This is a genomic window from Nitritalea halalkaliphila LW7, from assembly GCF_000265075.1.
Classification (GTDB): Bacteria; Bacteroidota; Bacteroidia; order Cytophagales; family Cyclobacteriaceae; genus Nitritalea; species Nitritalea halalkaliphila.
Window position 1 is genome coordinate 5,001 of sequence record NZ_AJYA01000021.1, and the last position, 12,019, is coordinate 17,019.

14 protein-coding genes are annotated in these 12,019 nt (G+C 51.1%); 4 read left to right on the forward strand and 10 right to left on the reverse strand.

Annotated elements, in window-relative coordinates; translation table 11 throughout:
* Nucleotides 1-149 precede the first annotated feature (149 nt).
* Genes A3SI_RS08090 through A3SI_RS17325 form a run of 8 tightly spaced genes read right to left on the reverse strand, consistent with a single transcriptional unit; the run spans nt 150 to nt 7,521 of the window.
* Complete coding sequence (locus A3SI_RS08090; protein ID WP_009054999.1) at nt 150-1,340, reverse strand: bifunctional 3-deoxy-7-phosphoheptulonate synthase/chorismate mutase type II; 1,191 nt, start codon at nt 1,338-1,340, stop codon at nt 150-152.
* Nucleotides 1,341-1,367: 27 nt separating this feature from the next.
* Nucleotides 1,368-2,186, reverse strand: a complete 819-nt coding sequence (locus A3SI_RS20545) for a PD-(D/E)XK nuclease family protein (protein WP_009055000.1) — start codon at nt 2,184-2,186, stop codon at nt 1,368-1,370.
* The gene (locus A3SI_RS20550; protein ID WP_009055001.1) at nt 2,171-2,353 is read right to left on the reverse strand and encodes a PD-(D/E)XK nuclease family protein; all 183 of its coding nucleotides are present in this window, start codon (nt 2,351-2,353) and stop codon (nt 2,171-2,173) included. Before A3SI_RS20550 ends, A3SI_RS20545 begins: the two co-directional genes overlap by 16 nt.
* A gap of 43 nt (nt 2,354-2,396) precedes the next feature.
* Nucleotides 2,397-3,644, reverse strand: a complete 1,248-nt coding sequence (locus A3SI_RS20555) for a hypothetical protein (RefSeq protein ID WP_238531668.1) — start codon at nt 3,642-3,644, stop codon at nt 2,397-2,399.
* Nucleotides 3,554-4,231: a hypothetical protein gene (locus A3SI_RS20560; RefSeq protein WP_238531669.1), complete on the reverse strand. Its 678-nt coding sequence runs from the start codon at nt 4,229-4,231 to the stop codon at nt 3,554-3,556. Before A3SI_RS20560 ends, A3SI_RS20555 begins: the two co-directional genes overlap by 91 nt.
* Before the next feature lie 4 nt (nt 4,232-4,235).
* Nucleotides 4,236-4,670 (reverse strand): PD-(D/E)XK nuclease family protein, encoded by a 435-nt coding sequence (locus A3SI_RS18170; protein ID WP_083836464.1) that lies wholly within the window; start codon nt 4,668-4,670, stop codon nt 4,236-4,238.
* The gene (locus tag A3SI_RS17320; RefSeq protein WP_050977441.1) at nt 4,583-5,569 is read right to left on the reverse strand and encodes a hypothetical protein; all 987 of its coding nucleotides are present in this window, start codon (nt 5,567-5,569) and stop codon (nt 4,583-4,585) included. The genes A3SI_RS18170 and A3SI_RS17320 overlap by 88 nt, the downstream gene beginning before the upstream one ends.
* A gap of 29 nt (nt 5,570-5,598) precedes the next feature.
* Nucleotides 5,599-7,521: a UvrD-helicase domain-containing protein gene (locus tag A3SI_RS17325; protein ID WP_050977443.1), complete on the reverse strand. Its 1,923-nt coding sequence runs from the start codon at nt 7,519-7,521 to the stop codon at nt 5,599-5,601.
* Nucleotides 7,522-7,812: 291 nt separating this feature from the next.
* Here A3SI_RS17325 and A3SI_RS08105 point away from each other — a divergent pair, with 291 nt between their 5' ends.
* Complete coding sequence (locus tag A3SI_RS08105; RefSeq protein ID WP_009055003.1) at nt 7,813-8,361, forward strand: hypothetical protein; 549 nt, start codon at nt 7,813-7,815, stop codon at nt 8,359-8,361.
* Nucleotides 8,362-8,776: 415 nt separating this feature from the next.
* Here the strand turns inward: A3SI_RS08105 and A3SI_RS08115 are convergent, their stop codons facing one another.
* The gene (locus A3SI_RS08115) at nt 8,777-9,856 is read right to left on the reverse strand and encodes a DDE-type integrase/transposase/recombinase (RefSeq protein WP_009055004.1); all 1,080 of its coding nucleotides are present in this window, start codon (nt 9,854-9,856) and stop codon (nt 8,777-8,779) included.
* Between the two features lie 38 nt (nt 9,857-9,894).
* Nucleotides 9,895-10,206 carry a transposase gene (locus tag A3SI_RS08120; RefSeq protein WP_009055005.1) on the reverse strand — a complete coding sequence of 104 codons (312 nt, stop codon included), beginning with the start codon at nt 10,204-10,206 and terminating at the stop codon, nt 9,895-9,897.
* A 177-nt stretch (nt 10,207-10,383) separates the two neighbouring features.
* On the opposite strand from A3SI_RS08120, the gene A3SI_RS18875 reads away from it, so the two are divergent.
* The 3 genes from A3SI_RS18875 to A3SI_RS08130 are packed head-to-tail and all read left to right on the forward strand — an operon-like array spanning nt 10,384 to nt 12,007.
* Nucleotides 10,384-10,701: a hypothetical protein gene (locus A3SI_RS18875; protein ID WP_394330366.1), complete on the forward strand. Its 318-nt coding sequence runs from the start codon at nt 10,384-10,386 to the stop codon at nt 10,699-10,701.
* Between the two features lie 54 nt (nt 10,702-10,755).
* On the forward strand, nt 10,756-11,421 hold the full coding sequence (locus A3SI_RS08125) for a hypothetical protein (RefSeq protein ID WP_009055006.1): 666 nt from the start codon (nt 10,756-10,758) through the stop codon (nt 11,419-11,421).
* The gene (locus A3SI_RS08130; protein ID WP_156810226.1) at nt 11,405-12,007 is read left to right on the forward strand and encodes a hypothetical protein; all 603 of its coding nucleotides are present in this window, start codon (nt 11,405-11,407) and stop codon (nt 12,005-12,007) included. The genes A3SI_RS08125 and A3SI_RS08130 overlap by 17 nt, the downstream gene beginning before the upstream one ends.
* The last annotated feature ends 12 nt before the right edge of the window (nt 12,008-12,019 follow it).

Below are 12,019 nucleotides of genomic sequence, written 5' to 3' on the forward strand. Positions count from 1 at the left end.
CTAATCTGCTTTCAGTAATTATAACGACGAAGAGGGTCTAAGGTTTATAAAATTATCGAAATTTTTTAGTAATTGGTATATTTTGCCTTTTAAAGAGATTCACTTGCACTTTAAAAGCTGATTTTAAGCCGAATAGCAGGGCCTACTACCTATTCCTCCGCCGGATTTTCGCCCTCCGCAGGGGAGGAATCAGGATTAGAGTCCTTCTGGTCACCGTCTTTGGTCTTCCCGTTAAGCTGGGCTTTTACCCCATTTTTCGGGCTGCCCGGCGGACTGGACGGTGGACCCCCGGACTGTAGCGCCGCCTCTTGCGTTTTTAAGGCATGTACGTGGATCAATTCGTACATGTGTTGCACAAAGGCCGCGTCCAAGCCCGCTGCCTCGGCCCATTCAGCGCGGCTGGCGAAGACTTGCTTCCACCGTTCCCGCTGAAACAGCGCCACGCCATGCTTCTTCTTGAGCAAGCCCACCTCCTTCGCCAGATTTTGGCGGCGAAGCAGCGCCTCCATCAGCTCTCGGTCGCAGGCATCGATGGCATCCCGCAGTCCCTGCAAGATTTTTTTCGCCTCCCAAGACTCCACCGCTTCGCGCACCGTTCGCAGCCCTTTTAAAAGCGCAAAAAAAGCTTCAGGAGTAAGCTGCTGCACGGCATCGGACCAGGCGGCATCGGGCTGGTGATGAGTTTCCACCATCAAGCCATCGAAATTCAGGTCCATGGCCATCTGGGCCACCTGCGCCAGCGTATCGCGCCGACCGCAAATATGACTGGGATCACAGAGCATGGGCAGGTCCGGGAAATGCGTTTTTAAACTTATCGGAAGTTGCCACATGGGGCTATTTCGGTAAAAAGTATCGCTGTAGTTCGAGAAGCCGCGGTGGATGAGACGAATATCTTCGATTCCCATCGCTTGCATGCGCTCCACTGCCCCGATCCAGAGTGCGGGATCTGGATTAACGGGATTTTTAATCATCACCGACACCTTTAGTCCGCGCATGGCCTCGGCTAATTCCTGTACGGTAAAGGGGTTGGTCGTACTCCGAGCACCGATCCAAAACCGGGTAATGTTATGCCGCAGCGCCTCTTCTACATGCAAGGGGCGCGCTACTTCTGTAGTGAAATCCACCTCCAGCTCATTACCTAGGGCCTCCACCCATGGCAGAGCCTGCTTGCCCAGGCCCTCGAATGAGCCCGGACGTGTGCGCGGCTTCCAGATGCCCACGCGTATCTCTTTTATGCCACCCGCCACTAGGGGAACCACCGTGGCCCGCAGCTGCTCAGGTGTCTCCACCGAACAGGGGCCTGCTATTATCACTTTATCTTGCATACTTTCTATAACCATCCCCTTTTCGCTTAGGTTTAGCTGCCCTTAATTTCTTCCACAAAGTGCCTTATAGGGGCAGTAGCTGCACTTTTTCAGATCTTCCGTCTGACTAAACGCCTGCTCCGGAGCGAAAATTTCTTCCAAAAGCCCTCGCAAGCCCTCCTCGAAAACCTCCGCATACTGCCGATAATCGGTCACGGGAAGCCCCGACCCTCGCCCCTGCTCCTTCAGCTGCAGGTAGGGACTAAACTGGGGATTGAAAATGTCTTTTAAATTGATCAACCCCGGCTTTAGCGGCCGCTCCTCGGTAGGAAAAGCCTGCCGGTACAAGTACCCATAGAAGAACGTTTGCATCACTGCCTTGTTTCGCTTAGGATCCGCACGGTCGAACAGACTGGGCACACTGGGGAAGTCCTTTTTATCTGCCCCGGATTTGTAGTCTAAGAGCCGCAGCCCCTCCTCTTCGCGCAGGTCCACCCGGTCGATCACCCCCTGCAGGGCCACCTCCTCCTGCCGCCCCGCCAGGCTAATCGGCATTTCGGTCTCACAGCGCACTTCTAAGCCCACAAGCTGGAAGGGGGCCGCCGCACTGTCTCGGTCTAAAACCGCCTGCACATACCTATCCAGCACCTCTCGGACCACTAAAAGCTGCCCGCTGTAGGGAATCTCTCCGGTCTCAGGCAGGTCATAATGCTTGCGAATGGCCTTTTCTACCGCCGGCCGCACCCAGTTTTTTTTCAAATCCGCGATAGCCTCCGCCGTGATGTGCCAGCTTTTCTTCCGCTCCCTGTAGCCCAAGTATAGAAACTCCAAGCTAAAATGCGCCAGATTCCCGAACACCCCTGCATCTACCTCCTCCTGCACCTCCTCGGCTCCTTAAGCTCGGCCACATACTTAAAATAAAAGCGCAGTCGGCAGTCCAGGTAGGTGGAGAAGGCCGTGGCAGAAAACCGTTTGCGGGCCTTCCGGCCCAAAAAGCCCCGCAGCCGCTCCTGAATCTCCGGGGTTTTTGCTATCCGGATCTCCGGCACCTCCCGTCGCCCTACGGCAAAAACACCAAACGCTCCTCCCCCTCTAAGGCAGCTCCACCCGCAGCTGCTCCAGGTAACGGCTGCGCTCCATGAGCTTACCGGCGTCTCCTTGCTGCGCATAGATCAGGTGTATTTCCTCAGCTTGGTGCAACAGACGGTAAAAGGTATAGGCGTAGATGGCATCGTTTTGCTCCTGCACGGGCAGGCGGAAGGCCTTACGTAAGGTATAGGGAATCATCGAGTTCAAGCCCCCGGAAGGCGGAAAGCTCGCCTCATTCAAATCACATATAATCAAGCGTTTAAAATCCAAATTCCGGCTCTCCAGCACCCCCATAAGTTGCAGCCCCCCGAGCGGCTCCCCATCAAAGGGCAGCTTCACCTCCCGAAACAGCTGCCGAAACAGCCGAATAAAAAAGCGCAATTCTAAGTTGGGAATCTCCTCCTGGCGCAGCGTATCGTCCAGGCGCAGCAGCTGCTTGTAACACTGAAAGAGGTAGGCCTGCTGGAAGGTGTCTCCCTGCAGCTCCTCAGCCATAAAGCGCACGAAATCCGCGAGATGCTGGGCCAGCTCTCCCGGCTCCACCTGCTGAAAAACACGCTCAAAGCGCGGCCCTCCAGCCTGTAAGCGGCTCAGCGGCAGGTAAACGCGGTTTTGGGTCAGCATCTCTTTCAGCAGCTGGTCCACAAACTCCGGGGCTGCATCCTTCAGGTATACCGAGCGCAGCAGATCCCGCAGCGGCTGATGGTAGCAGACCCACTCGCCTCCCTGTTCGCGCATATGCCCCTGAAGCTCCACGCAGGCCTCTAAAAAGGCATAAATCGGCGCATTTTTCACTGGATAGCCCATCGTTACATTCACCTTATCGACCTGATCCGGCAGCGCATGCAGCACCGGAAAAAGGAGTTGCTCATCGGGTAGAATGACCACCGTTTCCTGCCACTTTTGCCCTTCGGGCAAATCCGCCAAAATATCTCCTACCAGCTGTGCCTGCATCGTCTTCAAGCTGCTGGCATAGCAGTGAATGTGCGGGGCCTTGCCACGGATATGATCCGGCAGCACCTGCGGGAAGGTTGGCCCGAAAACAGGGTCCTTTCGGTACTGGCGCAAAAATAGCCCCGCCTCCTGCTGCCGATCCTCTAAGTAGTAAGCGTCGATATCCCAAAAAATCAGCGCCTGATGCTGCGTGATGTAATGCTTGATCAGCCGTTCTTCTGCCGCCGTGAAGGCATTAAAACCCACGAAAACCAGTTGCTTCTCCGGCTTCGGCAGCTCCTCCAGACGGGTAGCCACCTGCCGGTACAGCGCAGCGCCATCGTGCAGGTGTGCGGCGGCCAGCTGCTCCTTAAATGCCGATATAGGGGAGCCAGGTACTGCCAGTACTGGAGGAATCCTTGATTTTCGTTTTGGGCCTGGGCCCTAAAATGTGTCCAAAACTGGCGAATCAGTTCGATCTGCTCCGCTTCCAGGAAGCTGAAGTCGCTCAGTGCCTCTTTTTCTTCGCGCAGCTCGGTGTACAGCAGCTCGGGATCCACTAGAAACTGGTCGATATCCCGAAAGTCCTTCAGCATAAGCTCCCCCCAGTAGTAAAATGCATCGAAGGGCTCAGGCTCGGGATGCACCCGCGTGTAGGCCCGATAGAGCTGAAAGAGCAGGGTGAGGTTATCCGCCGGCTCGGCCCCAGCGAGTCGGTAGAAAAGCTGTTCGATCGGCAGCACTTCTGGCATCCAGGAGGTGCGTTTTTCCTTTTCCAGTGCCTGCTCGAGGTACTGCAAGAGGAAAAGTCCGGCACGGCGGTTCGGGACGATCACACAGACGCGCGAGAGGTCGCGAAAACGCTGCGTTAAATCTTGGGCGATGGTGGCTAAAAAGGCTTGCATCTGCTTATTGACTTGAGTTTTTTCGTTGATTTCCACCCAGTGCTACGAGCTGCACGGGGTCTACATAGACTAAAAAGGCCTGAACGGGCAGGTCTTGGAGTTGTTCCACGAGGGCCTGGTAGGCCAAGACCTGCTCCCGATCTTGGCGCCGCGGTTCGCCCGTCTTAAAGTCGATCACATGCACGGCATCGGGCAGGAAGACGATGCGATCGGGGCGCCTCTGCCCTTTTTCGGGCACATAGATGCCCTGCTCGCGGAGCACTTTGCGCCCCGGCGCGTACCAGGAGCGCATCAGCTCCTCCTGAAAGAGGGCTTCGAACTGCTGGGCGATGAGCTGGAATTCGGCTTCCGTTAGCCTCCCGGCAAAGCGCGCGCGCTGGAGTAGGTGCTGGAGTTCCTGCTGGTCTTGGGCCGTTTCGAGCAACTCATGTACGAGCATGCCGAACTGCCTGCGGGCCTTTGGCGCAAGCCCTCCTCGGAAAAGTCCAAGGCCTGTGCACGCAGCGCCAGTCGGGAGCTCCAGGGCTGAAAGCGGGCAAAGCTCGGGGTGGCGGGGGCGCTGGCGGGGACGGTGGAGGTAGGGAGCTGCGGAGGAAGCTGGCCCAGGCGAAAATGATCCTCATCACGCTGCACGTCAAGAGCTTCCAGTCTGTGCTGCAGTACCTGAGTCCCTTTCCATAGCCAGTCGCTGACCGACTTCAGGCTTTCTCCGGCCTTTTCCCGCTTACCCCGCAGCTGGGAGCAGGACCAGAAGACCTCCTCCGCACGGGTGAGGGCCACATAGAGCATGTTCAGCGCATCGAGGTACTGCCAGAGCTGCTCGGCTTCAAGTAGGGGGCGGAAAGGGGTGTCCCGTAGGTCTTTTACGAGGCGAATGGGCACGATGGGGGCTGGCTGCTCTGCATAGGCGGGTGCCCAGACCAAGGTATTTTTCAGGTCGATGGCCGGCCAGTCCAGGAAAGGCATCAGCACCACCTTAAATTGTAGGCCCTTTGACTTATGGATGGTTAAAATCCGCATGGCATCGTGGCTATCCGGCACCTTCACCGTGCGGCGGTTTTGTTCTACGGCCCACCAGGCCAAAAATCCGGCGAGGTCTGCACGCTTTCGGCTGCTGTATTGGAAGACCTCTTCCTTAAAGGCGGCGACATAGGCCTGCTCCTCCTGCCCTGCTTCCATCAGCCCGAAGAGCGCGATAAGGGTTTCCACGGCGTCCAGTAGGGGAAGCTGGCGCAAATTCTCCGCTTGCGCTTGGAAGGCTTCCTCCAGGGCTTTCAGCGTGCCCCCTTCCTCGGCGTCTGCATAAAGGGCATGCGTGAGGGCTTCTCCCCTTAACACATGTAGGTAATGCCAAAGGCTGCGGCTGGCTACTTGATCGGTAGGATCGAAGAGTACCTGCAGGCTGCCACGAGGGCACGAACGGATAGGGCTGCTTGTAAAAACATGGATTCATCCGAGAGCACATCGAAGCGCAGGTGCTCCTGCTCTCGGTAGCGGCGGCCCAGGGTCAAACAAAACTCTGCGATGCGGAAGCCTTGCTGCTTGGTGCGGGTAAGGAAGGCGATATCACGCAGCGCATATCCCGCCTCCTGCAGGGCGATGAGCTTGGCTTCCAGCAGGCGAAATGCCTCTGGAGTTTCCGCTTCTTCGGAGGCGCCAGCGCCTGTGGAGTTGGGGTCCTCCTCCTCTTCCCCCGGGAAGGAGAAGTGGCAGGTAACCTCCCCCTGAAAGGCCTCGGGGGGCACGCGGCGGCCTTGGCCCTGGGCCACATCTGCATAGGCGAGCTGAATGCGTGCGGCGGCTGGCGCCTCAAAATGGTTTTGGCGCAGGCCCTCTTCCCCCAGCGCTTCCGCCAGATAGGTAAACAGGGCATTATTAAACTGAATGATGTGGGGCAGGCTGCGGTAGTTTTCCTGTAGCTGCCGGCTTTCTATCCCCAAATGTCCGAGCTCTCCCTCCACCTGCTCGAGGAGCAGGCCCAGATCGCCTCCACGCCAGCGGTAGATGGACTGCTTCACGTCGCCTACGAGTAAGTTAGACTGTCCCTGCGCCAAGCTATTTTCCAGCAGTGGACGAAAGCTTTTCCACTGAAAGCCAGAGGTATCCTGAAACTCATCGATAAGAAAATGCTGGTAATGATTGCCCACCTTTTCATAAATAAAGGGGGCCTCATGCAGCTGTGTGATACCGGCTAGGAAGGCATTGGCATCCGAGATGAGCAGCACATTTTCTTCCTCTTTCACCTGCTGCAGCTGGCGGAGGAGCTCCTGAAAAAGCCCGAAGACATAGAGGTGCCGGTACAGGGCCTGCACGTGGTTCCAGCGCTGGTGGTTATCTTGCCATTCGAGGAGATAGTTCAGCAGCCCTGCTTGGACGGCCTGTTCGATTTCGGCTTTCTTTTTCGAGGTTTTGGGGTAGAGATCGCTTGTGTTTTGAAATTTACTGAGCTGGGTTTCCGTAAAGGGCCTGAATGGCTCGCTGCTGGTTACTTCGCTGGTAAAGCGAACCATAAAGCTCCTAGATCCTCCAGTGAAGTCGCTGGCTTGCAGATCAAAACGTGCGAGGAGTTGCTGCACCTCCTGCCGCATGCTGTAGGCGCGCTTCAGCAGTCCGTTTCGTTCCGCCAGCACCTGTGTTTTAAAGCTTTCCATCCCCTTCGGCTGGCCGAGAAACTGGAGAACGGCGGGAGCCACGCGCTGAAACTGCTCACTGAAGAGCTCGAAACTTAAGTTGAGGGTATCTTCACGCGTATTCCAGGTGCGTCCGTCTTGGATTTTCGCAGTAGCATGTTCTACCAGCCAGCTGAGGAGCTGTGGATCTTCGGTGACGCGGAGCATCAGCCTGTCCACGGCGGCTTCGAGCAGGCGACGCTGGTCGAGTTCCACCTCATAGCGGGCGTTCAGGTCCATTTCACGGGCGAAGGCTCGGACGACTTTTTGGAAAAAGGCATCGATGGTGCTGACGGAGAAGCTGGCATAATCGTGCAGGATTGCGCGGAGCACCTCGCGCGCTCGGCGCTGTAGGGCTGCGGGCTGCAGTTGGGTCGCTTGCAGCAGGGCATCGTCGAGGTTTTCTCCCGGGCGCAAACCCTGGCGGTCGATTCTGCGCAAGGTGCTGAGGATGCGCTCCTTCATTTCTTGGGTGGCCTTATTCGTGAAGGTGACGGCCAGTATATGTCGAAAGGCCTGTGGATGCTGGAGGGCCAACTTCAGGTATTCGCGTGTCAGTGTATAGGTTTTTCCGGATCCGGCGGAAGACTTATAGAGAATCAAACGGGGGGCTACTGTCATGAACGTGTAGGGCTAAAAAAAGGCTTTCTGCGCTCTAAGATACGAAACGGCAGGGAGAAGCGCACGTCCCTTCCCTTAGAGTTTAGGGAAAAAGAAGGGTAGGTAAGGGGGTATGATGCGCTGCTGTCACCCCATTCTGCTTAGGTAAAATTTTCTGCTTAGCCAAAATTCAACATAAAATTATAGGTTTTAGCGCATTAATTACAGATATTTGATAGGCTATAACTCAACATATTCGTTATATGATTTTTCTCGTACAATAATCCTTTCATTTTAATAAAACCAGCACACATGTTTCGATTTTCAAAATTTCTTTTACCCCTTCTTCTATTTATTTTAGGCTCACAGGCTGTAGTAGCTCAGGTTTATCTTGGGGGCACCTACGTAAATAGTGAGTTCGGCCCTTCAGGTCTACAAGTGCATAACGGGTTTGGGGCGCTAGTTCAGCGCCAGTTTTACCTTCAGGAGAGTAGATTTTCTTTGACGCCTACGCTTCAAGGCAATCTACTCAACAGCAGACAAGACAGGGAGCTCGCCGAACTTCATATGACAATTTCTTTGGCTACGCACATCAATTACGATATAGTTGCCACGCCACGTTTTCGACTGACCCCTTTCGTTGGACCCGCTTTCGTGTATGCTAGTGGACTGCGCGCCCAGGATTTGTTTTTTAACGAAACGGCCATAAACTTCACGCGAATCGCGCTGGAAACAGGATTTTCTTTTACTTATGTACATTCCGATAGATTTAGTATCAAATGCTATCCGCTGACCTACATGTGGGGGAATAGTGAGTTTAGGCAGGGCAATGTTGCTACCTTTATCTTCCAGCTGCCCTAGCGCAGGGGAGGAAAAGGGCTAAGGCATAATGCTATTCAGCAACCGTTCAAATTTTAACAAAAAATTAACGACCAAAGTTAGGAAAAAAAAATATTGAATAATTTTAAGATAAATATTCAATATATGGTATGTAAAAAACAATTTAGCAGTTTATCAATTATGAAGAATCAGAAATTACTTCATAACCGAACTACGATGATGTTAAAAATATATCTGATAGGTGTATTATTCATATATTCCTGTCAACTTGTAGGACAGGATCTCAAGCGCCACGAAATTGCGGCAGGATACACAGGGGTAGTAGCTGAAAGACTATCGGGAGAAAATTTTACTGGCCATTGGTCTAGCCCCCTATTATTCGGACTTTATTATTTTTGATATTGCTTAATCGCTTCATTTTATACGATATTTACCATCAGCAGGAAACGACCGAAGGTGACCTTTGCACCGAAGTCGTATGATTAGAAGTGTTGGGTCCATCGGTTTGATTGGGCCCACTCACTTCTTCATAGGGCAAATTTTCACCCCCATCGAGGGGGGTCAAATTTGTGCAGGAAACTTCCCTCAGGCTCCCATTACCCGATATACTTTGGTAGGGTATCCTAAGCTTAAATTTAACCTTATTTTTCTCTTTTTTTATCATTTCGATCTTTCCTTTGCCCCAAAGCTCCCAAAATTTCATGGGCCAAAGGTAAGCGATGGAGGCATGTATCCGGCTGTTGTTGTATGTTTCGTAGAAGGTGTAAAGCCTATCCTCTAACTCATCTAACGACCAGAACACCTGTTGTTTCAATGCACGGTCTAAGATGCTGTGAAAGCTTTCTACGTGGCCATTTTCCTGAGGCGTATAAGGGTGAGTAAATACCTGGTTAATGTGGTTTTCTCGGAAAAACTCTTGTATCAAACCCGCCCCGAACTGGGGACCATTATCGTTTCTCAATTCTACATGAATACCTCTACTCAGTAGGTCGGCAGGTTGAAGGTGCTCAGCTATTATCTGCTCCCATGCCTGTTTAATCTGAGTCTTTTTCATGTGGTAACCCAGCTGCCAATGCAATACTGCACGAGTAAAAGTATCCATAACGGTAAGGATATAGGCATGTCGCCTATCCTTTGTAATCCATACCTGTTTGATGTCCATTTCCAGTACTTCTAGCGGTTCCTTGGGTATAACTGTTCTGAAACGCACGTACTTCCGCTCCAAGCGCTTATGCTTAGGTTTGAGTAACTGTGCAGCTTCCATAAGCCGATAGACTTTCTTATGGTTGATCACGTAACCAAGGATGAGCAGTTTAAATGTCATTTTACGATACCCATAGTCAGTATCGGGGTCGCTTTGTATTTCTTTAATCGCTTCCACGACCTTTTCATTGGAACACTCCTGGTCTCCCGTATCTGTACGCATCATCACTGCACTAGTTTTTCGGCGACCGCGTTTGCCCATTTTAGGCTTGTAATAGTATTGATGACGGGTGATGCTCAGCAGCTTCAGCACCCTATCCCTTTTAAGTCCCTGACCGATATAAACCGCCGCTAGTTCTTTCCGTTCGCCCAGGGATACTTCTTTTTTAGCAAATCATCCTTGAGGTGAGATTCAATCTCCTTTTCGGCCAACAGCTTCTTGAGCAGCTCGTTCTCCTTCTCAAGCCTCTTGATCTCTTTGAGATGCGCGGGTGTCATGCCATGCCGGAAACCCTTTTCTCCCATGGTCTCATATTTCTTTTTCCAGCTGTAATAGGTAGCAGGATAGACACCGTACTTATCCAAAGTAGCCTGAACTCCGTTCGATTTGGCCTCTTCAAGTACCTTCAGCTTCTCTTCTTTAGAAAATGTCCTCTTTTTCATAAACGTAAATTTACAGAATTTTAACTAATTTACGTCCGATTAATTAGGGGGCCAATACACCATGGTATACACTTAGCCTATCGTTACCACTTAAATGAACGCTGGTTTGGATTTGCTCAAGTAGGCAGGTTAGATTACGAGGTTGGTGGAATAAACGAGTCGCAGCTGGTAGATTTTGTGGGAGATTTTCGCTTTGACTTTGCCTTTATGGAGTTTGGGGTCGGATATAATTTGATTTCTCGTGAGCGCTTTACCGTATCTACCACACTTGCTTATTTACGTACAAATCAAGTTAGACATTTTAAGGATGGTATAGCGGGGAACATTGTCAATTTTGCTTTAAATCGAGTTCCCAATCATGGTGCGCGTGTAGGTTTACAAACAGCGTTTAAACTTAATGATGCTATTTCTTTAGTTCCTGAGCTTGGGTTCAGTCCTCGGATTGATCGATTTCAATCTTTCTGGACCTCATTGGGATTGACCTATTCTTTCTAACCTAAACATGCGTAGCTTTTTCACACTACGCATGTTTTATTAATCTTTAAGCGTATGAAAAAACAGACTTTACTTCTTTTGATATGTGGCATTTTATTTGTGCTTTTAACAGCTACGTCTCAGGTAACTTTAGCACAAGAAAATACTGAAAAAACGAGCAAAGCACTCGCGTTTTCATCAGGTGATTTGGTATTTCGACTGGGTGGCGGTCTGCTGGTAGATGCCGGAGAAATGGGAGGCATATTAGGTTTATCGCTGACAAATGAACTAAGTTGGTACCTCTCTCCACGCTTTTCTATAAACCCTTCCTTAACCTATTTTGTGAGTCTAGGCGACTTGGATGGAAATTATTGGATTCCTTTAACCAATTCCGATGCAAATTTACAGGAATTCACTTCTGGTCTATTCACTGACGCACGTTTCCAATATGATTTGATACACACGCGAAAGGGTTTTCGCTTTGGAGTCGGTTTTGGACCTTCATTTCAGTTAGGAGGATCTGCTTTTATTTCTAGTTTCTCTCCAAATGAATTTGGAGAGATAACCGAAAATTGGAGAGTAAATAGAATCGTTCGGCTGGGCTACGTACAACAATTGGTATTTGACTGGCCTGCTCTCAAAGAGAACCGAAGTCATCGGGCCGTTATCAGTATGTCCTCTTTTGAAAATTACTGGCCTTTTTACCTAAATGTTTCTTATCGCTTTGGATTTAAACTATAAAATTATGCGGAGATATACTATTCTTCTTATCATCAGCATTGTTATCAGCTTTTCTGCTTCAGCACAAGAAAAAAGCAAACGACATAAAAATTACTTAAGCACTGGTGCTACTTATGTGATCGCTAACTCTTCTTTAATGCAGGTGACAGGACCTGGCTATTCTATCGCTTATTCTAGATATTTTGGTGAAAGGTTTTTTGGCAGTATAGCCTATGGCCGAGTGAATAGCAGCGTGGCCGCCCCTTCTATTTTTCATGTAGGCCCCGAAGCTCAAAGAGACTTCGATTTGTCATTTTTTAATTTAGGTCTAGGATATGATATTTTCCAAAGACCAAATTTCACACTTGCGGCCCAAGTAGCATCCTTACGTACCGAGCAAACGCTCGTACAAGATGCGACTCTTTTTGAGGATGGGAGTCTAGAACAAACATTCAGGAGAAATAGTGACCTTACTGCCCAAGCTTCACTCATTGCTCGTTTTAAACTTATAGAGCACGTGCACCTCCACACTCAAGCAGCATACGCGCCGAGGTGGCAAAACTTTGGCTCTGTTTGGTTACATGCTGGTATAAGCTTTAGCTTGTAACCCTGCGGTATT